This is a genomic window from Janthinobacterium sp. EB271-G4-7A, assembly GCF_020858075.1.
Lineage (GTDB): Bacteria > Pseudomonadota > Gammaproteobacteria > Burkholderiales > Burkholderiaceae_D > Janthinobacterium > Janthinobacterium lividum.
In genome coordinates this window covers 43,581-67,941 of record NZ_JACYMI010000007.1, presented here as the reverse complement: position 1 = coordinate 67,941, position 24,361 = coordinate 43,581, and the positions used below count along the sequence as shown (strand labels likewise).

Sequence of the window (24,361 nt, the reverse complement as noted above, 5' to 3'; positions counted from 1 at the left end):
GCATCGTCGCTGAAAATCAGACTTCGCGCGCCAGCGCCAGAAATTCCGTGCGCAGCGCCAGGTTCGGCTGCATCTCGCCCAGCATGGCCGAAGTGATGGTTTCTTCGCCCGGCGTGCGGATGCCGCGGCTTTCCATGCACAGGTGGCGGCAACGTACGACCACGCCCACCGATTTCGGTTCCAGCACTTCCATCAGGGCATTGGCAATCTGCATTGTCATGCGTTCCTGCACTTGCAGGCGCTTGGAGAAGCAATCGACGAGGCGCGTCAGTTTCGACAGGCCGACGATCTTGCCGTTCGGCACGTAGCCGATGGTGGCCTTGCCAAAGAACGGCGCCAGATGGTGTTCGCAATGGCTGTAGACGGGGATGCCGCGCACGACGATCAGCTCGTTGTACTGTTCCGCGCCATCTTCGAAGGCTTTCAGCAAGTCCACCGGATCCTGGCCATAGCCGGACGTCCAGTGTTTCCAGGCTTTTGCCACGCGCGCCGGCGTTTCCAGCAAGCCAGGACGCTGCGGATCTTCGCCAAGGCTGCTTATCAACCGGCGCCAGTCGTTTTCGGAGAATTCTTCTTGAGACATGCTAAACCACCCTAAAATTTTCAATTGCCGCCAGTATATAGAAAATGCGGCAAGCTGCCCGAGCAGTCCCCGCTTTACGACACTGCCGGCGGACGGTGGGCGCCGACCAGCAGCGCGGAAATCGACACGCTTGAACTCGCTTCCGGCCACGCATCGCCGGGGCCGAACCAGCGCGCCTCGGCGATTTCATTCTCGTCGAGGCGAATCTCGCCATCGAGGTAGTCGGCCGTAAACGCGATCATCAGCGAATGGGGAAACGGCCAGGATTGGCTCATGAAGTACTGCAAGTTATGCACGCGCAAGCCCACCTCTTCCATCACTTCCCGGTGCACGGCTTCCTCGATCGATTCGCCCGCTTCCAGGAAGCCGGCCAGCGGACTGAAACGCTGCGATGGCGAATGCTTGTGCATGGCCAGCAGTACCTGGTCGCCCTTGCGGATGAGTACCATCATGGCTGGCGAAATACGCGGATACGCGAGCATGCCGCAGGCGGCGCATGTGAAGCAGCGCTCGCCAGGCGTGCGCTGCATGGGCGTGGCGCATACGCCGCAATGGCGGTGCGTGCGCGCCCACTCGGCCAGTTGCGCGGCGCGGCTGGCCAAGCCCAGGAAAGCATCGTCGATGGCATTAAACAGCGAACGCATGGCGTGCCAGGCCAGAGTGCTATCGGCGGGCAACAACTCCTCATCCGTCCAGACGGTCTGGCAATAACGGCCCTGCCACAGGCCCACGGGCTGGGCGCGGCTGAGGTCGATATCGAGCGCGGCCGCCTCGGCGGCATTGGGCAAGGACAGCTCGGACGTGCGCAACAATAAACGTCCGCGGTGAAAGACGAATGTGAGCGTGTCGGCTGCCGCCGGGGCCGGTTCGGGCGCATCGATCAGGGGGACAAAGGCTTCGGGAGTTTGCAGCATGCTTGGCGGAAATTTGTAAAGGTTGCTCATCATACTCCCGCCGGCGGACGCCTGCGCGCATAGCAGCGGCCAGGCCGCAAAGCAAGCATTCATGGGCCATGACAGTGTTTTTTTTGCGGCACACCCAATTCGTTGCGCAAACGATACTGATAACGATTCTCATTTACGAAATAGCGCCCAGTTATTACAATACGGCCTTCCGTCTCCATCGCCAGCCACTTGCCCGCGTGCCCAAGCATAGCGGCGCAGAGCCAGCCAGGAACCACTACCCTGACCTTATCGAGAGAGCAAGATGGCAATCAAGAGCCGCAAACACGCCCCAACCCGTTTCAACCAGCACATCGGCGCCGCCCTGGCCGTGATGCTGCTGCCCGTCGCCGCCCAGGCCGCCGATCCGGCCGGCCAAAGCGCGCCTGCATCGCAGCAAACCCTGAACGAAGTCAAGGTCATTGGTTCCAAGGAAAACGACTTCAAGGCCGAAAAAGCCTCGTCGCCAAAATACACGGAAGAGCTGGTCAATACGCCGCAAACCATCGTCGTGATCAAGAAGGAATTGATCGAACAGCAAGGCGCGCTGACCCTGACGGACGCGCTGCGCAACACGCCGGGCGTCGGCACTTTCTTCCTCGGTGAAAACGGCAACACCAACACGGGCGACGCCGTCTACATGCGTGGTTTTGATTCGTCCGGCAGCATCTATGTCGATGGCGTGCGCGACGTGGGTTCCATCTCGCGCGACGTCTTCAACATCGAACAGATCGACGTATTGAAGGGCCCGGCGGGCACGGACAGCGGCCGCGGTTCGCCGACCGGCTCGATCAATCTGGTCAGCAAGACGGCCACCATGGAAAACAAATTCAATTCCCTGCTGACGGCGGGCAGCGGCAAGCAGAAACGCGCCACGACCGACTGGAACCGCATCCTCGACAGCGATACCGGCACGGCATTGCGCCTGAACCTGATGACGCAGGACAGCGGCAACGCGGCGCGCGATGAAGTCAAGAACAAGCGCTGGGCCTTCGCGCCCACCGTCACCTTCGGTATCGGCAAGCCGACGCGCATCACGGCCAGCTACCTGCACGTGGACCAGAACAACGTGCCCGACGGCGGCGTGCCGACCATCGGCTTGCCCGGCTACTCGACGCCGGACACCATCACGCCAACGAACAAGGTCATCCGCACCTTCCTGAACGGCGCGGCCAAGGTCGATCCGAAGAATTTCTACGGTTCCACCTCGGACTACGACAAGATCAAGGCCGACATGGGCACCTTGCGCATCGACCATGATTTCTCGCCCAACGTGCAAATCCAGAACACCACGCGCTATGGCAAGACCCAGCAGGACTATCTGCTGACGGCCTTCATGGCCAACACCGCCAACCTGAAGACACCGGTCGCCACCGATCCATCGACCTGGACCCTGGCGCGCTCGCTGCGCACCGTCAAGGACCAGGAAAACACGATCCTGACCAACCAGACCGTGGTCAGCGCGCAATTCGACACGGGCGTGCTGAAGCACTCCCTGGTGGCCGGCGCCGAATTCACCAGCGAAAAACAGACCAACTACAGCTATGTACCCGCCAGCCTGGGTACCTTGCCGGCAGCGAACCTGTACAACCCGAATCCGCGCGACACCGTCACCGGCCATAACCCCGTGCGCAGCGGCGCCTTCACGGAAGGCGAAGTCAACACGCAAAGCCTGTATGTCTTCGACACCATCAAGTTCGGCGACAAGTGGCTGTTCAACGGCGGCGTGCGCTTTGACCATTTCAATACCACGTATGACGCCATCACCCTGCAAACGGCCGTGACTGCGCCTGCGGTACAGCCATTGCCAGTGGGCACGCCGATTCCTACCCACCTGACCCTGAGCGACACCCTGGCCAACGGCAAGATCTCGGCCATGTACAAACCGACGCCGGACAGCAGCGTGTACGCCTTGCTGGCCACGTCGAAAGCGCCGCCTGGCGTCAACTTCGCCCTGAGCACGGGCGCCAGCAGCGCGCAAAACCCGAACTATGACCCGCAGGAAACCATCACCAAGGAAATCGGCACCAAGTGGGACTTCCTGAAGCAAAAACTGTCGCTGTCGGCCGCCGTCTACCAGACCACCGTCAAGAATGAAGTGGAACAGGACCCTGTCATCCCGACCATTTATTACCAGACCGGCAAGAAGCGCGTGGAAGGCCTGGAACTGGGCGTGGTGGGCGAGATCATGCCAAACTGGCTGGTCAGCGCCGGCTACACGCGCATGAATACCAAGGTCGAGTCGGGCAAGGTCGTCACGGCCAGCGGCATCAATAACCTCAGCTACACGCCAAAACAGGCGTTCACCAGCTGGACCTCGTACACCCTGCCGTTCGGCCTGAAAATCGGCGGCGGCGCGCGTTACGTGGGTGAAATGCTGCGCGGCACCGATGGCGCCGTCGGCACGCCGGCCCGCGTGGATGCCTACTGGGTCTTCGATGCCATGGCAACCTATACCGTCAACAAGAACCTCGACTTGCAGCTGAACGCCTACAACCTGGCCGACAAGACCTATGTGGCGGCCATCAACAAATCCGGCTTCCGCTACACCCCGGGCCAGCCCCGTTCGTTCAGCCTGACGGCGAATATCAAGTTCTAACGTCAAGAGAACACGCATTGCGTCACATCAAGCCCCTCTTCGGAGGGGCTTTTTTATTGTCCTGCCAATCTTGTCTTTTTGGCGTACCGCCGCCCTGCCGCGACTAGCGTATGAAAAGTCATACAGCGATATCCCGCCGCGTCCAATATTTCGCGCAAGCACGCCAAGTTGCGACATCTAAACAACAAAAAAGCTTCCTTAAATCAACAACTTAAGAAGTTAGGTTCCAAATTCCCATTTCAGGCATATCCTTTGCTATGTACAGGTTTTGCTGCAAATAATCGCTGGCACGCAAGGGCTTGTTTTTGAGAAATATTGACTCCAAGCTTGAGTTGCTCGCTATCAATAATCCGCTCACAGCGGCGTTTCACCGGAGGAGTCAAAATGAAAAAGAAACGGCCATTAACCCTGTACATCCTGATTGCCATGATCCTCGGCATTGCCGTGGGCTATGGATGCAACACCGCTTTCCCTGATGCCAAGCTCAGCGCTCAAATCGCTGGCAATATTTCCATCGTCACCGACGTCTTCCTGCGCCTGATCAAGATGATCATTGCGCTGCTGGTGTTCTCCACCCTGACCGTCGGCATCGCCCACATGGGCGACGGCAAGACGGCGGGCCGCATCGGCCTGAAAGCCATGTGCTGGTTCGTGGTTGCCTCGCTGGTGTCGCTGGCGCTGGGCATGGTGCTGTCGAACCTGATGCAACTGGGAACCAACCTCGGTTTGCCATTGCCGGACATCCACGCGTCGACGAATCTGAAAACGGCCGCCTTCACCTTGAAAGATTTCTTCACGCACCTGGTGCCGAAGTCGCCGATCGAGGCCATGGCCAACAATGAAATCCTGCAAGTGCTGGTGTTCTCGATCTTCTTCGGCGGCGCACTGGCCGGCCTGGGCGAATCGGGCAAGACCCTGACGGCCGTCGTCGACCAACTGGCACAAGTCATGCTGCGCATCACCGGCACCATCATGAACCTGGCCCCGCTGGCCGTGTTCGCTGCCATGGCCTCCGTCATCACCACCCACGGCCTGGGCGTGCTGGTCACGTTTGCCAAGTTCATGGGCGGCTTCTACGTAGGCCTGCTGTGCCTGTGGGCCCTGCTGATCGGCGCCGGCTTCGTCGTCATCGGCCCACGCATCTTCAAACTGGTCGGCCTGATCCGCGAACCGTTCTTGCTGGCATTCTCGACGGCCAGCTCGGAAGCGGCGTATCCGAAACTGCTGACGGCGCTCGACCAGTTCGGCGTGGACCGCAAGATTTCCAGCTTCGTACTGCCGATGGGCTACTCCTTCAATCTGGACGGTTCGATGATGTACTGCACCTTTGCCGTGCTGTTCATTGCGCAAGCCTATGGTATCGACCTGTCGATCGGCACCCAGATCACCATGCTGCTGCTGCTGATGCTGACCTCGAAAGGCATGGCCGGCGTACCGCGCGCCTCGCTGGTGGTGATTGCCGCTACCCTGAACCAGTTCAATATTCCGGAAGCGGGCCTGCTATTGCTGATGGGCGTCGACCAATTCCTCGACATGGGCCGTTCGGCAACCAACGCGGTCGGCAATGCCGTCGCCACGGCCGTCGTCGCCAAGTGGGAAGGTGGCCTGGCCACCGAGGAAGAAGCAGCCGCGGCCAACGCGGCCAGCCAGAACACGGAAAGCCATTGGGGCGAAGCGGATCACGCTAGCAAAGCCTGATAGCGCCATGGCCCGCCACAAGCGGGCCATTTATTTGTTGTCCATGTTGAGTAACAAGCAGTCAGGTAGTGCGATCAGTAGTCATCCCAACTTATTAGAGAGATTTTCATGAAAAAAGTCCTGTTTACCCTGCTGGCCCTTGGCGCAGCTTCCGGCGGCGCGCTGGCCCAATCGAGCGTGACCATCTATGGCGTGGCTGACGCCGGCCTGGTGTTCGACAAGGATGCGGCTGGAGACCGCCTGAACCGCGTCGCTTCCGGCGTCGCCTCGGGCTCGCGCATCGGCTTCAAAGGCAAGGAAGACCTGGGCGGCGGCCTGGCCGCAACCTTCGTGCTGGAAAGCGGTTTCAATATCGACACCGGCACCTCGGGCCAGGGCGGCTTGCTGTTCGGCCGCCAGGCATATGTCGGCCTGACCGGCAGCGCCGGCGCCGTCACCCTGGGCCGCCAATATTCTCCGTACTACCTGGCCCTGCGCGACGTGGCCGATCCGTTTGTCATCGGCCTGGCCGGCACGGCATCGAACCTGATGGCGACGAATATCCGCGTTGACAACATGGTGCAATACACCACGCCAACCTATAGCCACCTGTCGGCCGACCTGGCGTATGGCTTTGGCGAAGTGGCTGGCGACAATGCGAAAAACCGCAGCATGGGCGGCGCCGTGCACTACATCGACGGTCCGCTGAACGTGACCCTGACGCACCACCGCAAGGAAAATGCGCTGGCGACCCAGCAAACGCGCAACACCCTGCTGGCCACGCGCTACGACTTTGGCGTGCTGCAAGGCAACTTCGGCTACGCCGACAACCGCGCCCTCGACAACAGCAAGAGCAACGACATCCTGCTTGGCTTCAGCGCACCGTTCGGCGCCACCAAGCTGGTCGCGTCCTACATCCGCCACAACGACAAGAGCAATGCCAACCGTGACGCCCAGCAGTGGGCCATCGGCGCCTTCTACGCCCTGTCCAAGCGCAGCGACCTGTACACCGGTTACGGCCACATCAGCAACAAGAACGGCGCCACCTTCGTCGTCGGCAATGCCACCGACAATGGCACCGGCAACAGCGGCTTCAACCTGGGCATGCGCCATACCTTCTAAGGACGTCGAGCTGTCCGTGACATAGAAGTGTGAGCCGCCGGATGCATATCCGGCGGCTTTTTCTTTTTACGCAATATTTAAATGCGATACTGTGGGTTCTTGCAAGTTGGCAGCTGATTTTATGAATAGCAGTACTACGAAACCCTCCCTTTCCTGGCGCCAGCGCCTGTCGCAACGGTCGGGCCGCGAAACGCTGGCCTGGGGCGTGGTGCTGGCCGCCTGCCTGGCCACCGTCTGGCTCGTGTATTTCTGGACCGAACGCATCGCCATCGGCAAGCTGCAGGCCAGCGGTGCGCAACGCCTGGAAGTGTATGTCAGCAGCCTGGAAAATGCGCTGGAGAAATACGACTTCCTGCCCAAGACGCTGGAGCTGAACCGCGACGTGATTCGCCTGCTGCAGCACCCGGAAGACCCGGTGCTGGTCGATACGGTCAACCATTACCTCGAGCAGATGAATGACCAAGCAAAATCCTCGACCATTTTCATCAGCAACCTCGACGGCAACACGCGGGCCGCCAGCAACTGGCAGCAGCCCGACAGCTTTATTGGTGACAATATCTCGTTCCGCCCCTACGCCCAGGACGCGTTGCGCGGCACGCCGGGCCGCTTCTATGGCGTGGGCACGACGCGGCTGGAGCCCGGTTACTTCTTTGCCCACGGCATCTACCAGAATGGCCACATGCTGGGCCTGGCAACGGTGAAGGTGAATCTGGAAAACCTGGAAAAACGCTGGGTGCAAGGCGCCGACAAGGTCATGCTGGCCGACGAGCATGGCGTGATCTTCCTGAGCTCCATGGCGGACTGGAAGTACAAGACCCTGGCGCCGCTGTCGCCCGCGATCGTCGAGGAACTCAACCGCACGCGCCAGTATTATTCGAAGCAGCTCGCAGCCATCCCCTTCGTTTCCGACCGCCAGCTGGGCAATGGCGCGCGCGTGATCAGCGTGCGCGAACAGGAACATGCCGACACGCCACCGAAGATCAGCTCGAGCGTCATGACGCAGATCAAGCTCAAGTCCCCGCAAGGCTGGACTTTTATTTATTTGTCCGACCTGGCGCAAGCGAAGGCCAGCGCGCGCGCTGCGGCCGCCTTCTCTTGCGTGCTGCTGGGCTTTTTCATGCTGCTGTTCTTTTACCTGCGCCAGCGCCGCGCGGCCGTGGCGCAAAAACTGCGCGCCCGCGAAGATCTGCAGCATGCCTACGACAACCTGGAAGCCATGGTCGAGGAGCGCACCTCGGAACTCAATGCCATGACGCAAAGCCTGAGCCAGGAAATCGAGGTGCGCAGCAAGGCCGAGCAAAAACTCCACATCACGCAAAACGAACTGTTTCAAGCAGGTAAGATGGCGGTACTGGGACAAATGTCGGTCAGCATCACGCATGAACTCAACCAGCCACTGACGGCGCTGCGCACCATGTCCGACAATGCCGTCATCCTGCTGGAACGGGGACGGCTCGACGACGCGCGGCGCAATCTGGCGAAGATTTCGCAAATTGCGGCCAGGATGGGGACCATTACGGGCCAATTGAAGATTTTTGCGCGCAAGTCGACCACCAGCCTGACCTCCGTCTCGATCCCCACGGCGATCAGCAACGCCCTGTTCCTCGTCGAACGCCGGCTGCAGGTGGAAAATGTGCGTTTCACCCTGCAATTGCCGCCCGAAGACATTTTCGCCATGTGCGAAAGCAACCGCCTGGAGCAGGTGCTGGTGAACCTGTATGCCAATGCGCTCGACGCCATGAATGGCAGCGACGTGCGCAGCCTGCGCGTGGCCGTCGAATGCACGCCCGAGCACGTGCTGATCCACGTGGCCGACACGGGGCCCGGCTTGTCCACGGAAGTGTGCGAACACCTGTTCGAACCGTTCTTCACCACCAAGCCGCAAGGCCTGGGACTGGGCCTGGGACTGGCCATTTCCGAACAGATCACGCGCCAGTTCGGCGGCGTGCTGCGCGCCGAAAACGCTCCCGGCGGCGGCGCCATCTTCACCATCGAACTACAGATTGCAACGCAGGAGGAAAAACATGTTTGACGGCTTGAAGGTCTTGCTGGTCGAGGACGACCCCACCGTACGCGAGGGCAGCGAGCAGGCGCTGCAGCTGGCCGGCCTGGACGTGCTGGCGTTTCACTCGGCCGAGCTGGCCTATAAACTGCTGACGCCGGATTTTCCCGGCATCGTGGTCAGCGACGTGCGCCTGCCCGGCATGAGCGGCCTGGAATTGCTGCAAGCGGTCAAGACACTCGATGCCAACCTGCCCGTGATCCTCGTCACGGGCCACGGCGACATCACGATGGCCGTGCACGCCATGCGCACGGGCGCCTACGATTTCATCGAAAAGCCGTATTCGTCCGAGCAACTGGTCGACGTCATCCTGCGCGCGCTGGAAACGCGGCGCCTGACCCTGGAAGTGCACAGCTTGCGCCGGCAACTGGAAGACGGCGGCGGCATCGAATCGCGGTTACTGGGTAATTCCGTGGCAATGCGCGACATACGGCGCCTGATCCTCGACGTTGCGGACGAACCGGCCGACGTGCTGATCTATGGCGACACGGGCACAGGCAAGGAAATGGTGGCCCGCTGCCTGCACGACTTCAGCCACCGCCGCAAGCACAACTTCGTCGCCGTGAACTGCGGCGCGATTCCGGAAAGCATATTTGAAAGCGAAGTCTTCGGCCACGAACCGGGCGCGTTTACGGGCGCGGCCAAGCGGCAGGTGGGCAAGATCGAACACGCGGATCAAGGCACTTTTTTCCTCGACGAAATCGAAAGCCTGCCCCTGTCCCTGCAAGTCAAATTGCTGCGTGTGCTGCAGGAACGCTATATCGAGCGCCTGGGCTCGAACGTGCCCACGCCCGTCGACGTGCGCGTCATCGCGGCAGCCAAGCTGGACCTGGAAGACTTGTCGCAGCAACAGAAATTCCGCAGCGACCTGTACTACCGCCTGAATCTGATCGTGCTGCATCTGCCGCCACTGCGCGAGCGGCGCGAGGATATTCCCATCCTGTTCGAGCACTTCGTGCTGGCCGCCGCCGCCCGCTACAACCGCGCCGCGCCCGTCGTCTCCAGCGCGCAGATGCGCAACCTGATGGCGCATTCCTGGCCCGGCAATGTGCGCGAGTTGCGCAATATCGCCGACCGCTTCGTGCTGGGCATCGCCGGTGGCGCCTCAAGCCTGCTGGCGGCCGGACTGGCCAGTCCCCTGTCGCTGGCGGAACAGGTCAACGGCTTCGAACGCGCGCTGATCGAACAGGAATTGCGCGCATATTCCGGCAACGTCAGCGAAGTGAGCACAGTGCTCGGCTTGCCGAAACAGACCTTGTATCACAAGATGCAGAAGTACAACCTGGTGGCGGAAGAGTTCCGCTAATCAGCCGACCCGGCCCGTGCGCAAGGGCGTGACCCAGTCGGGTCGCCCATTCGCCAGCGCCAGCCGGGCCGCCTTTTCCCAGTCATATGCCACAGCATGCAGCTGCGCCGTCCAGGCACCATCGCTTCCCTGTTCGGCGATGGCATAGCGGGCATGCGGCGTGCCGTTTTCCATCACGTGCGGATAACCATGGTCGTCGTCGTAGGCTTGCAAGCCCACGCTGCCCGGATTGACGATCAGCCGCCCATCGGACAGACGCACCTGGCGCGGCATGTGCGTATGGCCGCACAGGATCAAGGCCGCGTCCGTCATACCGGCCCGTTCGGCCACCTCCTCCGGCGTGGCCGCGCGGCTGCCTTGCGGCGTGACGCTGTCGAGAAAATATACGAGGTCGCTGCTGGGCGTGCCATGCACGAGCAGCACGTCCTGCCGCAGGCGCACGGTGGCCGGCAGTGCCGCGATCCAGTCCAGTTGCTGCGGCAGCAGTTGCGCGCGCGCATAGGCATCCGAGACGCCCATGCGGGCCGGATCGCCCAGCAACTGGCGCTCGTGATTGCCGCGGATGGTGGGCAAATCGAGCGCCATCAGACGCGCCGCCGTGGCGCGCGGCTGCAAATGGCCCGAAACGATATCGCCAAGGTTGACAGTCACGTCCACGCCACGCCGGGCGATGTCGTCCAGCACGGCCTCAAGCGCATCCAGGTTGCCGTGGATATCGGAAATAGCGGCGATTCTCATGTTACCTCCCTGTGCAACCATTCTGCACGCGTCAGACGATACAGGCAATGCGTGCGCAATGCATGTCCTGGCGGTAAGGCCGGATGCTCGAAAGTGGCGGCCTCGCGGCGCATGCCCAGACGCGCCATCAGCGCGCTCGAGCGCACGTTGGGCAGCGCCGTAAACGCGACGATTTCCGGCAGCTGCAAGCGCTCGTAACCTGCCTGCAGGGCGGCCTGCGCCGCTTCCTGCGCGTAACCTTGTCCCCAGTAATCGAACGCCAGGCGCCAGCCGATTTCCACGCACGGCGAACATGGCAGTTGCGCAGCGGGAATATGCAAGCCCGTCATGCCGATGAAAACATCGTTTTCTCGCAAGGCAACGGCCCATAAGCCCCAGCCCCGCTCGTCGATCAAGCCGCTACAGCGCCGCGCCATGGCGTCGCTGGCTTCGCGCGACAGGGCCGTCGGGAAATATGCCATCACGCGGGGATCCGCATTCAGGGCCGCGAACGGCGCCAGGTCGCTGTCGCGCCACTGCCGCAGCACCAGTCGCGGCGTCACCAGTTCCATGATTTTCTGCATCGTTTCCATCCCTTCCTTACCAGTCGTTACAGTGGGTTTACCGGCGGTAGGACAAGTCCGACGGCCACTTGCGACGTGCGGCTACGTAATTTAAAAGTAACAATTGCTACCATTTCCTCATTGCACTGTTGCCCAAAGCGTCGCGACAGTTTTCACTTTATCTTGAGGAGTAGCCCCATGTTTGCCATGTCCGTGTCCACCCGCCTGTCCCCACCACGCCCGCACCACCTCGCCTTGCGCGGCGCCATGATGCTGGGCATGCTGGGCATTGCCACGGCCGCCGCCACGGCGCGGGCCGAACCGTCGCCCACCCTGGACCGTGTCAGCATTTCGGTGGGAGCGTTTTCCGCCGATCCGCGCATCAATGTCGGCGCCGACACGCAGTTTGGCCGCATCGACGCACCCGAATCGAATCCCAGCCGCACCACCATTCCCCGCATCAAGGCCGAATTGCTGATCGGCGACCATCATGCCCTGGCATTCGACTACTACCGCTACGACAAATCCTACACGCCAACGCTGACCGGCCAGACCACCATCAATGGCCAGCCGGTTTCCGGCACCGCCACGGCGGACGCCGACCTGAAGCTGGACCTGGCCAAGATGTCCTACCGCTGGTGGCTCGGCAGCGGCAACGACACCTTCGGCATCGGCCTGGGTGCCGCCTACTACAATGCCAACCTGAACGGCACGGCCACCGGCGTCGTCAATGGCGAAACGGCCACGGCGCGCGATTCCATCGGCGAGCACGCGTTCGCGCCGCTGCTGGAAGTAGGCTGGCGCCACGCCTTCACGCCAGACTTGCGCATGTATGCGGAAGCGTCGGGCATCAAGAAAAATGGCGGGCGCATCAACGGCCACATCTACGGTGGCAATATTGGCGTGGAATGGTTTCCGTTCAAGAACATTGGCTTCGTGGCCGATTACGGCATCTCGAAAATCAAGCTGCACCGCGACAGCGAACGCGATGCCGACTTGAACGTGCGCCTGACGGGGCCATCGGCGTATGTGAAAGTGCGCTTCTAAACGAGTTCAAGCCGCCGGTTTCAGCAAAGTCAGCTGGAACTGCGGCAAGTCCGGATCGTTCCACGCCTCGACGCTGGCAAACGGCAGGCGCGCAAACGCCTGCCGCCAGAACGCACAGGCAGCGGCATCGTCGCGAAACGTCGCCACCAGCCACGTGTGCGCGCTGTCCAGCAGCACGCGCCGCACCACTTCCAGCGCCACGCCCCGGCGCCGGTATTTCTTCAGGATGAAAAAGTCGCTGAACTCCTGCACGGCCAGCTCGCCCGCCATGCCGGGCTCCGTGATGAAAAAACCGGCCAGTTCGCCATCGACCTCGATCCAGCTGGCCGTGTGGCCGGCGCCATGCACATACGACGCCAGCCCCGCATCGCACACATCGTAGCGGCCACCGGCCAGCAGCGCCTCGCCGCTCCAGGCGGAATTGTCATAACAGTACAGTTGAAACAGCCGCGCCAATGCGCCCTCTTCGCCCGGGGCAATGGCGCGCAACGCGATGACCTTGTTTATTGCATGCATGAAGAACTTTCCCGCACGATGGCGTTGATCCAGTCCGCGATCTTATCACCGTCACTCATCCCCGCCCTCCGGCATTTCATGCCTGCATTTCCTCCCTTGGTCGCAAAACCATTCTTTTCCTTTCAGTTGCATATACATTATTGTTTTTAAGTAACGTCCGCCATCGCGGCTGATAAAAACAAGGGGGATCCCCTTCCACAGGCCGGCAGGCAGGCATCTGCCGGCTTTTAGAACCATGTCCTGGAGAGTGCTGCATGCTAAAGATCAAACAGCTGAACAAAACATATGCGAATGGCGTCAAGGCCATCAACAATGTCAGCCTGGAAATTCCCCATGGGATGTTCGGCTTGCTGGGGCCGAATGGCGCAGGCAAGTCTTCACTGATGCGTACCATTGCGACATTGCAAGATCCCGATAGCGGCAGCATCCATTTCGACGGCGTCGATGTGTTGCAGGACAAGGCCGGCTTGCGCCGCCAGCTCGGCTATTTGCCACAGGATTTCGGCGTGTATCCGAAGGTCAGTGCGGAAACCCTGCTCAACCACTTTGCCGTCCTGAAAGGCTTGACGGAGAAGGGGCCGCGCAAGGAAGCCGTGGAAGCCTTGTTGCAGCAAACCAATCTGTGGGAAGCGCGCAAGCGCAACCTGGGCACGTATTCGGGCGGCATGCGCCAGCGCTTCGGCATCGCCCAGGCGCTGCTGGGCGCGCCGCGCCTGGTGATCGTCGACGAGCCCACTGCCGGCCTGGACCCGGACGAGCGCAACCGCTTCCTGAACCTGCTGGCAAAGATCGGCGAGCAGGTGGTGGTGATCCTGTCGACGCACATCGTCGACGACGTGACGGACCTGTGCCCGCGCATGGCCATGATCGTCAAGGGTCAAGTGCTGGTGCAGGGCGAGCCGCAGGCGGCCATCGACACCTTGCACAACAAGGTGTGGCGCCGCAGCGTCAGCATGGAAGAACTGGCGCAGTACCAGCAGTCGCACAATGTGCTGTCGACGCGCCTGGTGGGCGGCAAACCGCAAATCAATGTGTATGCCGACAGCCAGCCCGACAGCGGCTTCGTGCAGATCGCTCCGGACCTGGAAGACGTGTACTTCCTGCATGTGCGCAACGCGGCCCGCGACGGCGCTGCCGTTCCCGCTGAGGCACCATCCGCCGTCGCGGCGTAAGGAGCACACCATGTGGAAGGAATTTTTCAAGTTTGACCTCGGCTATCAGCTGAAACAGCCGCTGCTGTGGGTATTTGCCGCCGTCATGGCCTTGATGGCCTTTGGCGCCAGCAGCAGCGATTCGATCCAGATCGGCGGCGCCATCGGCAATATCAACCGCAATGCGCCCACCGTGGTGGCGCAGATGCTGGGGATCTTCAGCCTGCTGGCGATGTTTCTCGTCACCGTCTTCATCGCCGGCGCCGTGTTGCGCGACAGCGAAGTCGGCATGGCCGACATGCTGTTCGCCACGCCCATGCGCAAGTGGGATTACCTGTTCGGCCGCTTCGGCGCCGGCTTCGTCGCCTGCCTGGTGATCTTTGTCGCCATCGCCCTGGCCACCATGCTGGGGCCCCTCATGCCATGGGTCGATCCCCAGCGCGTGGGCGCGTTCTCGCTGCACACCTATGCGTGGAGCTTCGCCGTCCTGGTCATCCCCAACCTGCTCTTCATCGGCGCCCTGCTGATGCTGCTGGCCGCCACCACGCGTTCGATGATGCTCGTCTACGTGGGCGTGCTGGGATTCTTCGTGCTGTGGGCCGTGGCCGGCGCCTTTACCCGCGACATCAACAACGAATGGCTTGCCGTCCTGCTCGACCCGTTCGGCGTGCGCGCCTTTGGCCGCATGACGCGCTATTTCACCTCCGCCGAATCGAACGCGGGCCTGCCGCCGTTTTCCGGTTTCCTGCTGGCCAACCGCTTGCTGTGGCTGGGCATCACGACGCTGCTGTTCCTCGCCACCGTCGTGCTGTTCAAGCCGCAGCGCACGGGGACGGGAAAACGCCTGTTCGGCAAGGCCAAGGCCGCCGCCGCCGCACCGGCCGTCACGGCGCAGCTGCACCTGCCGCGCAGCACTCCCGCATTTACCGCCGCGACAGCCTGGCGCCAGTGGTGGCACATCCTGCGCTTCGACGCCGCCGGCGTCTTCAAGAGCTTGCCCTTCCTCGTCATGCTGCTGTTCGGCATGATCAACCTGATCGCGGCCGCCAATGTCGACAAGAACATGTATGGCACGGCCGTGTATCCGATGACGCATTTGCTGTTGCAGCAAATCAGCAACAGCTTCAGCTTCCTCCTGATCATCATCGTCACCTTCTATGCAGGCGAGCTGATCTTCAAGGAACGGCAAGCCAGGATCGCCGACGTCGGCGACGCCATGCCCGTGCCCGACTGGGTGCCCCTGCTGGCCAAATGCACGGCTTTAATCGGCGTCATCGCCGGCTACCTGCTGGCGGGCGTCCTCACGGCCATCGGCTTCCAGCTCGTCAAGGGCGGCGCGCCCGTGGAACTGGGACTGTACCTGCAAGGCACCTTGCTGGGCGCCCTCTTCTTCGTGCTGATGGGCTTGTGCGCCCTGACCCTGCAAGTGCTGTCGAACAACAAGTTCATCGGCTACCTGCTGGTGATCCTGCTGATGGTGGCGCAAGCCGTGCAGGGCATGCTGCACTTCGAACACAAGCTGTACAACTTCGCCGCCACGCCGTCCATCAAGTATTCAGACATGAACGGCTATGGCCACTTCCTGACGGGCTGGGCCTGGTTTGCGCTGTACTGGAGCCTGTTTACCGTGGCCCTCGTCATGCTGGCGCAAGCGTTCTGGGTGCGCGGCCTGTCCAACGGCTGGCCGGCACGCGTGCGCCTGGCAGGCCAGCGATTGCAAGGCCGTACGGGTGCCGCACTGGCAGCGGTGCTGCTGTGCTGGATAGGCACGGGCAGCTGGATCTTCTACAACACGAATGTGCTGAACCGGTACGAGACATCGAACATCGGCATGGACAAGCAGGCGCGCTATGAAAAATTGTACAAGCGGTACCAGCACTTGCCGCAGCCGAAGATCACGGAAGTCCAGGCCAATGTGGATATTTATCCTGAACAACGCAAGGTGCTGATCAAGGGCCACTACGTGCTGCAAAACAAGACGGCGCAAGCGCTCGACACCCTGCGCATCCAGCTCGACCCCGAGCTGAAAACGGCATGGCTGAACTTGCCCGCGCACAAGGTCGAACTGGACGACAAGGAACTCGGTTTCAGCATCCTCAAGCTGACCCAGCCCCTGGCACCGGGCGCCACGCTGCCGCTGGACTTCACGGTGGCCGTTACGCACCAGGGTTTCACCAACAGCGGCGCGCCGGACCAGCTCAACCTGAACGGCAGCTTCTTCAACAACCAGGCCTTTTTCCCCCACTTCGGCTATGCCAAGGAAATGGAATTGCTGGACCGCAATGAGCGCCGCAAGCGGGGCCTGGGCGAGCCGCAGCGCATGGCCAAGCTGGAAGACTCTTCCGCGTATGGCAACACGGTGCTGGGCGGCGATGCCGACTGGATCCATTTCGACACGACAGTTTCCACCAGCGGCGAGCAGATCGCCCTGGCGCCCGGCTATCTGCAAGGCAGCTGGGAAAAGGATGGCCGCCGCTACTACCGCTACAAGATGGACCAGCCGATGCTGCCCTTTTTTGCCTACCTGTCGGCGCGCTGGGAAGTCAAAAAAGGCGAGTGGCACGGCTTGCCGATCGAAATCTATGTCGACAAGAAACACGGCTACAACACGGACCGCATGATCACTTCCGTGCAAAAGTCGCTCGACTATTACACGACCCAATTCACGCCCTACCAGCACAAGCAGGTACGCATCCTGGAATTTCCCGGCTACCAGAGCTTTGCGCAGTCGTTTGCCAATACGATTCCGTATTCGGAAGGCATCGGCTTCATCGCCGACCTGCGCGACAAGGATGACATCGACTATGTGTTCTACGTCACGGCGCATGAAATGGCGCACCAGTGGTGGGGCCACCAGGTAATCGGCGCAAACGTGCAAGGCGCCAGCATGCTGATGGAATCGCTGTCGCAATACTCGGCCCTGATGGTGATGGAAAAGGAATACGGCCGCGACAAAATGCGCCGCTTCCTGCGCTATGAACTGGACCGCTACCTGAGCGGACGCGGCGGCGAAGCCATCGAGGAATTGCCGCTGGCGCGCGTGGAAGGACAGCAATACATCCACTACAACAAGGGCAGCCTGGTGTTCTACCGCCTGCGCGACGAGCTCGGCGAAGAGGCGCTGAACCGTGCCCTGAAACGCTATCTGCAGGACAAGGGCTACCAGCAGGCGCCGTTCACCACCTCGTCGGAATTGCTGGCGTACATCCGCGCCGAAGCGCCGCAGGACAAGCAAGCCCTGATCACGGACCTGTTCGAAAAGATCGTCTTCTACGACAACCGCGTCACGCAAGCGACGGCCGTCAAGCGCCCGGATGGCCAGTGGGATGTCACCATGCAGTTGCACCTGGCCAAACTGGAGTCCGACGGCAAGGGCAAGGAAAGCGCGCGCGCCTATGACGAGCCGGTGGAAATCGCCATCTTCGCGCGCGCGCCGGGCGCCAAGGAGAAAGATGAAAAAGTCTTGTTCACCGACAAACGCGTGTTGCCGGGCAGCGACCCGGTGATCACCATCACGGTGAAGGAAAAACCGTTCGAGGTGGGTGTCGATCCGTACAACAAGATGATCGACCGGGTCTCGCGCGATAACCGCAAGGAAGTCAGTTTCAATTAAGACTTGCATCAACGCGCTTGACGCAACACAAACCGGCCGCGCCTTCGACCAGTGCGCGGCCGTTTTTTGTGCCTGGCGTAAGATGGCAAGCATCGCCAGCAACCGCGCTGGTGTCCACTTCAAGGGGAAAACCGCATGCCGCATCGTCCACTGCCCATCCGCGCCAGCCTGCTGCTGGCGGCACTCGTCTTTGCCACGCCCGCCTGGAGCGCCGATCCCATCCACAAGGAAAGCGTGACATTGACGGCGAACCAGGCCACGCATACGGTCAAGGGCAAGATCAAGGGCTATGCCACGGCCGAATACACGGTGTCAGGCAAGGCGGGACAGACCTTCAGCGTCAAGCTGAAAACCAATCAGCCATCGAACTACTTCAACCTCCGCCAGCCAGGCCAGGATGCAGCCCTGTTCATCGGCTCGACCAGCGGCAACACGTACCAGGCGGCACTACCGGCCGATGGCGAGTACACGGTGCAGGTGTATTTGATGCGCAATGCGGCGCGCAGGAATGCGGTGGCGAATTACAGCCTGGAAATGAGCATCAAAGAAGCCGCAGCGCATTGATGCGCATCATGCCGGCTTGCTGCCAGCCGAGTATTTGCTGGCGGCGATCGCCAGGCACGCGGCCAGCAACAGGATGGCGGCCAGGACAAATGCCGCACCGCTGTCGTGGCTGGCAGGATCAACGGCGACCAGCATGGCGAACAGGGCCGGTGTCGCCAGCCCCGCCAGGCTGCCGGCACTCTTGACGGCGCCCTGCAGCCAGCCCTGCTGCCGCGCCGATACGGCACTGGTCAGCAGACCCTGCAGGGCCGGGTTGGCCATCTCTCCCACGCCGAGCAGGAAAATGGCCAAATATGCCCCCGCCGACTGGCGCGACAGGGCAAGGCACAGGAAGCCGGCACAGCAGCCGGCATAGGCCAGCATGGCCGTGCGCCGCGGGCCGTATCGTGTCATCAGAAACGGTGCACACTTCATCTGCGCCACGCCGCCCCAGCCTGCCAGCACGGCAAGCATCAAGCCGACCTGGGTGGAGTCCCAGCCATACCGCTGTTGCGTGTAAAACACGAACGCCACGGAAATCGACCAGTGCGCGCTGGCCACCAGCAGATACGCGAGCGTCAGGAAACGCAGTTCGGGACGCCTGGCCAGCTCGAACACGGCACCGAATGGATTGCTCATGCGCCAGCTGACGGGAACGCGCTTGTCCGGCGGCAAAGACTCGGGCAAGACCAGCACGCCATACAGGAGATTGCCGAGCGACAGCCAGCCGGCAAGGTAGAAGGGCAAACGCACATCGATATTGCCCAGCCAGCCGCCCAGGGCCGGCCCCGCCACCAGTCCCATGCTGTACGCCGCGCCCATCGAGGCAAAGGCGCGGGTGCGCGCGGCGCCTTCGGAACAGTCCGCAATAAATGCATAGGCGATGCCAAAGCTGGAGGCGGTGATGCCGCACAAGATACGCCCCAGCACCAATTGGCCCAGCGTTTCAGTGTCCGCCAGGCAGAAGAAATACACGGCCACGCCCAGGTTCGACAATAACAGCAGCGGGCGCCGGCCAAAGCGGTCCGACAATGCTCCCAGCAGTGGCAAGGCAAACATTTGCGACAGCGAAAACAGCATCCCCAGATAACCGAGCCATAACACGGGCTGGGCGGGACTGTCCCTCAATTGCAGCAGCAGGCGCGGCAAGACGGGGGCCACCAGTCCCGCGCACAGCACGTCGATCAGGACGGTCATGAAGACCAGCGGAAAACCGAACAGCTGTACCGGCCGGCCTTGCACCGTGCGCATCAACACAGTGCCAGCCGTCTCAGGCGGCAAGCGCGGGCGTGTCACTCTTCCATTCCGCCGGCGCATGCAAGGCATACCCGTCGAGCAAGGGTCCGCCATACGGCTGCAGCGCATGCGCGACCAGGTCGCCAAACGCCTGCTTGCCGGCGGGTGGGTCGAGCAGGATCGCGCGCATGGCGGCATGCAGGTCATCCGCAATCGACGGGCTATGGGCCCTGAGCCGGCGCGCCAGATGCTTGCCGACGCCGCTCCACGCGCCCCCGGCACGCAGCACGAAATTGGCCAGCACGTCATACAGCTTGGTGGCGATCGCCAGCGTTTCCTCGGCTACCGTGCTGTCAACGAGGTCTTCCAGCAAGGTCGTGATTTCATAGCGCCGGCTGGCCAGGGCATCGGGCGTCAGCGCTGGCGGGCCTTCATCGTAAATGGCTTGCGCCAGCTGGTACAGGGCGGCGGACGCGCTCGTCTGCGGCAAGAGATTCCTGCCCTCGATGACCATCATCGCCATCGGGATCCGGCCACCGGGACGGTCCATCTTGCGGCAAAAGTAATCGAAGGAGCGCAAGTCATGGCCATATAATTCCACCGTCTGCTGGTCCAGCTTGAGCGTCTCGCGCCAGGCATGCGGCACGTTCTCGAACAGGACCAGAAGGTCGATATCCGAGGTGGCCGTTCCCTGGCCGCGCGCGATGGAACCGCCGATGATCGCCGCCTGGGCATGCGGATAGGCGGGCAGGATGTGTTGTTCCACCAACTGGCGGGCTGCGTCGAAATTCATTCCATCATCCCCTGCAGATCAGGTAACTCCACCGCTTGCGAACGGTCCCGCTGGCGCTCGATTTCCGTCGCGCTGAAACCGACATACTGGCGCGCGGCGGCATTGAAAAACCGTCCGCCGATCACGCTCACCTTGGACGACTCTTCCAAGGTGCGCAAACGCTGCACGGCTTGCGCACCGAGCAGGGTGTGAAAACTGGCCAGGCCATTCTTCACGTGGTTGACCTCGTCGATATAAATGCATTCATGCAGCAGGGAAATATCAGCGCGCCCGATGGCACGGTACAGCTCCGCATAGTACAGGTCGGCGCCCAGCGAAAAGCCTTCACCGATCACTTGCTCGAGGCCGATGCAGTCTGCCGCATTCTGCGCCGCCCGGCAACTTTTCCAGATGCCCAGGGATACCGGCGTTTCGCCGATGCGGCCCCCCTCATTCGCCAATGCGCCCAGCAGCAGCTGCGCGTGGCGGAATTCTTCCGCACACTGCAAGGTCAGCGATTCGGCCACGGCGCCCGGCAACTCAGGGAATCGCAGCACCAGCATGGCGCACACTTCGCCGGCGCATACTTCCACATTGAAAATCTGCTGGTGCAATTTCCTGCGCGGATAATCACGGTCCAGCTCATAGCGCACGTAGTCGACGATCTCCAGCTGCTCGGGGCGCCCGGGCAGCTCGGGACAATCCCACTGCGCCGGTAGCACCTGGCCTTCGAGGCGCTGGCAACCGCTCTGCATGGCAGGCAGTAACCACAGGACCTTCTGTGCCGCCAGCTCGCTCTTGGCCCACAAGCCGAGCGAGGCGAGCGCCTGCATGCTGTGCCGGAGGGCGGCGAAATGCGCGTCGATATGCACGCCCTCATCCCCGCAATGCGGGGCGCCGGGCGCTTCACCCAGGGCAAAGCTCTGGCAGCAATCCTGTACCGTCGACAGTGCCTGCTGCGCCGCATGCAAGGTCATGGACCACGCGATCTTGCCAGCCACCTCGCGTTCCGTAATCAACGCGTGCGCCGAGGCGTTCCGGATGGCCGCGAGGGCGTGGGCGGCGGCAGCCAGGTGTGCCGTGTGTTCTTTGATGACGGACATATCATTCCCAACGGTAGCTAATGGAGTATCAACAGCATCTGAACAACCGTGGCGCGCGGCAATGCGAAGGATGCCCAGGGCAAGGTGCGCCAGCGGTTGTCCGGCAGGCTAGGCGGTCGTGCGCAACATCCTGAGGAAGCGCTCCCTCAGTGCCCAGTTCACGGGCTCGAGCGTCTCATAGCCCAGCACCTCATCCACAGGGAACACCGTCTCCCCGGCAGAACCTTCCTTTGCCGCCCAGCGCAACATTTTCTCGGGCAAGCCAGGAAACGCCGACGCCATCCAGTACGCCATCGAATAGTATGCGTTGCGTCCCTCCGCATAGCCGGGATAACGGTCTGCGTAATTCGAAAACGAATACTTGGGGAAGCAGCCATCGATGATTTTCTTGGGCGTCATCCACAGGGGATAGACGAGGGTGACATCGCCAATCGGGCGGGCCGGCAGAGGCAATAAACGGCGCTCGGTTGCCATGATCGCGAACATCTCGCCCAGCAAGTCTTCGAAATTCAGGCCGGTAGCGATGAATTTCGCATCGAGCGATTTGGCCACGCTCGTCAGTACGCGCCGGATGATCAGGGTGCCGAGGAATTCGAAGTCATCGTCGGGAAATTCCCGGGCAAACCGGTCGGTGATGCCCAGGCCGCCAGCGCTGGCGCCGAGTATCGCTTTCGATTCTTCTTCCGATACCACGGTCAGCGGCAGATTGTAGGCCTGCGCCAGCTCGCGCGCGCGCGGAACGCCGGAATTCCACTCGCCCGGTCCTTCGATAATGACCGGATGGATGTCAATCGGGAACTCGTCAAATTGCGACAAGGCATACAGCAGGGCATTGCTGTCGCCTCCGCCACTCACGCCAACCACCAGCTTGTCGCCAGGCGACAGGGTGTCGCGCAGCGTTTGTGCCACGGCATCGCGCACGGCCAGCTTGCACTCGTTCGACGAGAGGCGTTTCAGGATATTCGGGCCACCCTTTGCCGCGCCGTTGGCGTAGATATATTCGGCAACGGCTTCTTCATTGTTGGCCGGCGGGGAAACCTGCAAGGTGTTGTTGGTGTGCAGGAAAGGATCAATATTTCTTTGAAAAAATGCAAAGACTTGCCGGTCCGGCGGAATCGAACTGCCAGTTTCACTCAGGCAAGGAAAAAGGGTATAGGCGCCGGATGGGTCGCGCAGATAGGTCGCCACCGCCGTCCAGGGCACATGATTGCGCGCCAGGGCATCGAGCACGCGCTCGTCTTCGCCGATGTCAAAACTGGATGTTCCATGGGTCGTTACTACAATTAATTCTCGATTCATTGAGCTTCCCTCGGATAAAGCCCAAGGTGGGCTAGGCCTAGCACCACCTTGGGCACAGTCAGTGATTACATCGACGACAGTACGGTGCTCGGGCCAACGATGCACTCGAGGTTGTTGCGCGAGCATTTCGGAGCGGCGCCGTGCATGCGGCTGTTTTCCAGCGCGGCAATATCCAGTGCGGCAACGGCGACATTGCTGGCAGGAGCGATATCGCGGCTGGCGCGTTTCAGGGAATAGCCAGAGGTATTGAAAGACCCGGTACCATGAACCACTTGAGTGTTACTAATCATAAGTTTCTCCTTGAGTGATGGACCTGCGCTCGGAACCGCAAAAAATGCACGCTTCCGGCCACCGGCAAAGGGCGGCGTAGATTATTTTATAAGCTTTCATCTACGACATTCTCTCGTTTTGTCACCACCGGGCAGTAAACTGTATCGACAGCGGTTTTTGCTCCCTCAAAAAAATAGTGCGCTTCGGCCTGTGTGCTGGACGTGCGCGCTTGTGCCGCGCCAAAGAAAAATGCCCTGCACATCAAGGATGTGCAGGGCATTGCTGATGACATGATGTGTTCCGATCAGAACGGTTATGCGCAACAAAAAGTGTAAACAGTCTTGTAAGTCTTGATTCTAAAGGCTTCTACAGAATCATAGAGAAAAAATGTCAATAAAGAGCCGTTTTTCACGCAGTTGTTTACATTTTCTCTCTCATCGCCTGAGAACATTGTGCAACTTCACGCTCTGGCACATCAGCACACATTCTTCCCCCTGAGATACGGCCATGACTGAGAGCCAAAATCGCCGCAAGCAAGATTCCGGCAGCAGAAAACAGGTAAAAGTTGTGCCTAGCAAGTGGCAATAGTGGTCTGATGCAATTTATGTTTCGCCGTCACTCTGTGCATGTCTGTACAAAGGAATGGGGTGGTCGGACGTCGCCATACACATACTGCAAGACGAACTGTTCGTGGTCAGTCCAAGTAGACGACTTGGTCAAGAGGCGTGCCGCAAGAGATAGTGGAGAAATGAATAAAACTTAAGCAATGCCGCATAGCGACCCGTGAATAGTAATCGGTCTTTTAACTAAGGTCCACCACAAATAGGTTGCAAAATCCATTCGTATTCAGGATGTTCACTATGCTACCGGAGCGTAACATCTGGCAGCGCGGGATGGGTTGTGGATCAATGCAAAACACGCCCGCGTGCCGGGTCAAAACCACGTGCAATTCAACTGCCATCGAACCATTTGAAAACTATCTCTTTACCGCTGGGCTCCGCCTCCACAAAGAGAGATTAGCTGTACAGCTAATATGGCAAAAATGGCTAACATCGATATTTCTTTATTGCACGATTTCACTGGTTCTCTCCCGGGTGCTAACGGAGCTTGACCAACTAGGTCGACCTCTTGATGAGAAGGCGCGCAAGCGCGTCTCTAGCGACAGCTACTTGGTACGAAAGCTCCAAGGGTTCGATGCTGGATCAGCGGCAGCTGCACAACGCTGCCGGCGCTGCCAGTCA

General features: G+C 60.9%; 19 protein-coding genes. 9 read left to right on the top strand and 10 right to left on the bottom strand.

Annotation, left to right across the window (positions count from 1 at the left end; all coding sequences use genetic code 11):
• Positions 1-16: 16 nt before the first annotated feature.
• Together folE and nudC are read right to left on the bottom strand one after the other, a co-directional pair.
• Positions 17-583 carry a GTP cyclohydrolase I FolE gene (gene folE, locus IGS58_RS27830; RefSeq protein WP_034781250.1) on the bottom strand — a complete coding sequence of 189 codons (567 nt, stop codon included), beginning with the start codon at positions 581-583 and terminating at the stop codon, positions 17-19.
• Positions 584-657: 74 nt separating this feature from the next.
• Positions 658-1,497, bottom strand: a complete 840-nt coding sequence (nudC, locus tag IGS58_RS27825) for an NAD(+) diphosphatase (RefSeq protein WP_230523217.1) — start codon at positions 1,495-1,497, stop codon at positions 658-660.
• Between the two features lie 292 nt (positions 1,498-1,789).
• On the opposite strand from nudC, the gene IGS58_RS27820 reads away from it, so the two are divergent.
• The 5 genes from IGS58_RS27820 to IGS58_RS27800 all read left to right on the top strand — a co-directional run bounded on the left by IGS58_RS27820 (position 1,790) and on the right by IGS58_RS27800 (position 10,290).
• A complete protein-coding gene (locus tag IGS58_RS27820; RefSeq protein ID WP_230523216.1) occupies positions 1,790-4,123 on the top strand; it encodes a catecholate siderophore receptor Fiu in 2,334 nt (777 codons plus the stop codon).
• Positions 4,124-4,507: 384 nt separating this feature from the next.
• A complete protein-coding gene (locus tag IGS58_RS27815) occupies positions 4,508-5,821 on the top strand; it encodes a dicarboxylate/amino acid:cation symporter (RefSeq protein ID WP_034781235.1) in 1,314 nt (437 codons plus the stop codon).
• 108 nt (positions 5,822-5,929) lie between these two features.
• Positions 5,930-6,922, top strand: a complete 993-nt coding sequence (locus IGS58_RS27810; protein ID WP_070258677.1) for a porin — start codon at positions 5,930-5,932, stop codon at positions 6,920-6,922.
• Positions 6,923-7,043: 121 nt separating this feature from the next.
• Entirely contained in the window at positions 7,044-8,954 is a 1,911-nt protein-coding gene (locus IGS58_RS27805; protein ID WP_230523215.1) for a sensor histidine kinase, read from the top strand.
• Entirely contained in the window at positions 8,947-10,290 is a 1,344-nt protein-coding gene (locus tag IGS58_RS27800; protein WP_034781227.1) for a sigma-54-dependent transcriptional regulator, read from the top strand. Before IGS58_RS27805 ends, IGS58_RS27800 begins: the two co-directional genes overlap by 8 nt.
• Here the strand turns inward: IGS58_RS27800 and IGS58_RS27795 are convergent, their stop codons facing one another.
• Both IGS58_RS27795 and IGS58_RS27790 read right to left on the bottom strand, forming a co-directional pair.
• Positions 10,291-11,028, bottom strand: a complete 738-nt coding sequence (locus IGS58_RS27795) for a metallophosphoesterase family protein (protein WP_230523214.1) — start codon at positions 11,026-11,028, stop codon at positions 10,291-10,293.
• Positions 11,025-11,591 carry a GNAT family N-acetyltransferase gene (locus IGS58_RS27790; RefSeq protein WP_230523213.1) on the bottom strand — a complete coding sequence of 189 codons (567 nt, stop codon included), beginning with the start codon at positions 11,589-11,591 and terminating at the stop codon, positions 11,025-11,027. The genes IGS58_RS27795 and IGS58_RS27790 overlap by 4 nt, the downstream gene beginning before the upstream one ends.
• A gap of 177 nt (positions 11,592-11,768) precedes the next feature.
• Here IGS58_RS27790 and IGS58_RS27785 point away from each other — a divergent pair, with 177 nt between their 5' ends.
• The gene (locus tag IGS58_RS27785) at positions 11,769-12,617 is read left to right on the top strand and encodes a MipA/OmpV family protein (protein ID WP_092613279.1); all 849 of its coding nucleotides are present in this window, start codon (positions 11,769-11,771) and stop codon (positions 12,615-12,617) included.
• Between the two features lie 6 nt (positions 12,618-12,623).
• Here the strand turns inward: IGS58_RS27785 and IGS58_RS27780 are convergent, their stop codons facing one another.
• On the bottom strand, positions 12,624-13,133 hold the full coding sequence (locus IGS58_RS27780; RefSeq protein WP_230523212.1) for a GNAT family N-acetyltransferase: 510 nt from the start codon (positions 13,131-13,133) through the stop codon (positions 12,624-12,626).
• A gap of 254 nt (positions 13,134-13,387) precedes the next feature.
• Here IGS58_RS27780 and IGS58_RS27775 point away from each other — a divergent pair, with 254 nt between their 5' ends.
• From IGS58_RS27775 to IGS58_RS27765, 3 genes are all read left to right on the top strand, one after another.
• Positions 13,388-14,305: an ABC transporter ATP-binding protein gene (locus IGS58_RS27775; RefSeq protein ID WP_176374352.1), complete on the top strand. Its 918-nt coding sequence runs from the start codon at positions 13,388-13,390 to the stop codon at positions 14,303-14,305.
• 10 nt (positions 14,306-14,315) lie between these two features.
• Complete coding sequence (locus IGS58_RS27770) at positions 14,316-17,897, top strand: ABC transporter permease/M1 family aminopeptidase (RefSeq protein WP_230523211.1); 3,582 nt, start codon at positions 14,316-14,318, stop codon at positions 17,895-17,897.
• Between the two features lie 135 nt (positions 17,898-18,032).
• Positions 18,033-18,461: a hypothetical protein gene (locus tag IGS58_RS27765; protein WP_230523210.1), complete on the top strand. Its 429-nt coding sequence runs from the start codon at positions 18,033-18,035 to the stop codon at positions 18,459-18,461.
• Between the two features lie 6 nt (positions 18,462-18,467).
• Here the strand turns inward: IGS58_RS27765 and IGS58_RS27760 are convergent, their stop codons facing one another.
• The 5 genes from IGS58_RS27760 to IGS58_RS27740 all read right to left on the bottom strand — a co-directional run bounded on the left by IGS58_RS27760 (position 18,468) and on the right by IGS58_RS27740 (position 23,140).
• Positions 18,468-19,691 (bottom strand): MFS transporter, encoded by a 1,224-nt coding sequence (locus tag IGS58_RS27760; RefSeq protein WP_070280128.1) that lies wholly within the window; start codon positions 19,689-19,691, stop codon positions 18,468-18,470.
• A 19-nt stretch (positions 19,692-19,710) separates the two neighbouring features.
• Positions 19,711-20,469 carry a nucleotidyltransferase domain-containing protein gene (locus IGS58_RS27755; RefSeq protein ID WP_230523209.1) on the bottom strand — a complete coding sequence of 253 codons (759 nt, stop codon included), beginning with the start codon at positions 20,467-20,469 and terminating at the stop codon, positions 19,711-19,713.
• Positions 20,466-21,551 (bottom strand): DUF455 family protein, encoded by a 1,086-nt coding sequence (locus tag IGS58_RS27750; protein ID WP_230523208.1) that lies wholly within the window; start codon positions 21,549-21,551, stop codon positions 20,466-20,468. The genes IGS58_RS27755 and IGS58_RS27750 overlap by 4 nt, the downstream gene beginning before the upstream one ends.
• A gap of 108 nt (positions 21,552-21,659) precedes the next feature.
• Entirely contained in the window at positions 21,660-22,850 is a 1,191-nt protein-coding gene (locus IGS58_RS27745; protein WP_139144537.1) for a hypothetical protein, read from the bottom strand.
• Positions 22,851-22,915: 65 nt separating this feature from the next.
• Positions 22,916-23,140, bottom strand: a complete 225-nt coding sequence (locus IGS58_RS27740; protein ID WP_131688859.1) for a hypothetical protein — start codon at positions 23,138-23,140, stop codon at positions 22,916-22,918.
• Positions 23,141-24,361 lie beyond the last annotated feature (1,221 nt).

Excerpts from the sequence above, each read along its gene's own strand:
- folE (WP_034781250.1), bottom strand. The coding sequence starts at position 583 with ATGTCTCAAGAAGAATTCTCCGAAAACGACTGGCGCCGGTTGATAAGC.
- nudC (WP_230523217.1), bottom strand. The coding sequence starts at position 1,497 with ATGCTGCAAACTCCCGAAGCCTTTGTCCCCCTGATCGATGCGCCCGAA.
- IGS58_RS27820 (WP_230523216.1), top strand. The coding sequence starts at position 1,790 with ATGGCAATCAAGAGCCGCAAACACGCCCCAACCCGTTTCAACCAGCAC.
- IGS58_RS27815 (WP_034781235.1), top strand. The coding sequence starts at position 4,508 with ATGAAAAAGAAACGGCCATTAACCCTGTACATCCTGATTGCCATGATC.
- IGS58_RS27810 (WP_070258677.1), top strand. The coding sequence starts at position 5,930 with ATGAAAAAAGTCCTGTTTACCCTGCTGGCCCTTGGCGCAGCTTCCGGC.
- IGS58_RS27805 (WP_230523215.1), top strand. The coding sequence starts at position 7,044 with ATGAATAGCAGTACTACGAAACCCTCCCTTTCCTGGCGCCAGCGCCTG.
- IGS58_RS27800 (WP_034781227.1), top strand. The coding sequence starts at position 8,947 with ATGTTTGACGGCTTGAAGGTCTTGCTGGTCGAGGACGACCCCACCGTA.
- IGS58_RS27795 (WP_230523214.1), bottom strand. The coding sequence starts at position 11,028 with ATGAGAATCGCCGCTATTTCCGATATCCACGGCAACCTGGATGCGCTT.
- IGS58_RS27790 (WP_230523213.1), bottom strand. The coding sequence starts at position 11,591 with ATGCAGAAAATCATGGAACTGGTGACGCCGCGACTGGTGCTGCGGCAG.
- IGS58_RS27785 (WP_092613279.1), top strand. The coding sequence starts at position 11,769 with ATGTTTGCCATGTCCGTGTCCACCCGCCTGTCCCCACCACGCCCGCAC.
- IGS58_RS27780 (WP_230523212.1), bottom strand. The coding sequence starts at position 13,133 with ATGCATGCAATAAACAAGGTCATCGCGTTGCGCGCCATTGCCCCGGGC.
- IGS58_RS27775 (WP_176374352.1), top strand. The coding sequence starts at position 13,388 with ATGCTAAAGATCAAACAGCTGAACAAAACATATGCGAATGGCGTCAAG.
- IGS58_RS27770 (WP_230523211.1), top strand. The coding sequence starts at position 14,316 with ATGTGGAAGGAATTTTTCAAGTTTGACCTCGGCTATCAGCTGAAACAG.
- IGS58_RS27765 (WP_230523210.1), top strand. The coding sequence starts at position 18,033 with ATGCCGCATCGTCCACTGCCCATCCGCGCCAGCCTGCTGCTGGCGGCA.
- IGS58_RS27760 (WP_070280128.1), bottom strand. The coding sequence starts at position 19,691 with ATGCGCACGGTGCAAGGCCGGCCGGTACAGCTGTTCGGTTTTCCGCTG.
- IGS58_RS27755 (WP_230523209.1), bottom strand. The coding sequence starts at position 20,469 with ATGAATTTCGACGCAGCCCGCCAGTTGGTGGAACAACACATCCTGCCC.
- IGS58_RS27750 (WP_230523208.1), bottom strand. The coding sequence starts at position 21,551 with ATGTCCGTCATCAAAGAACACACGGCACACCTGGCTGCCGCCGCCCAC.
- IGS58_RS27745 (WP_139144537.1), bottom strand. The coding sequence starts at position 22,850 with ATGAATCGAGAATTAATTGTAGTAACGACCCATGGAACATCCAGTTTT.
- IGS58_RS27740 (WP_131688859.1), bottom strand. The coding sequence starts at position 23,140 with ATGATTAGTAACACTCAAGTGGTTCATGGTACCGGGTCTTTCAATACC.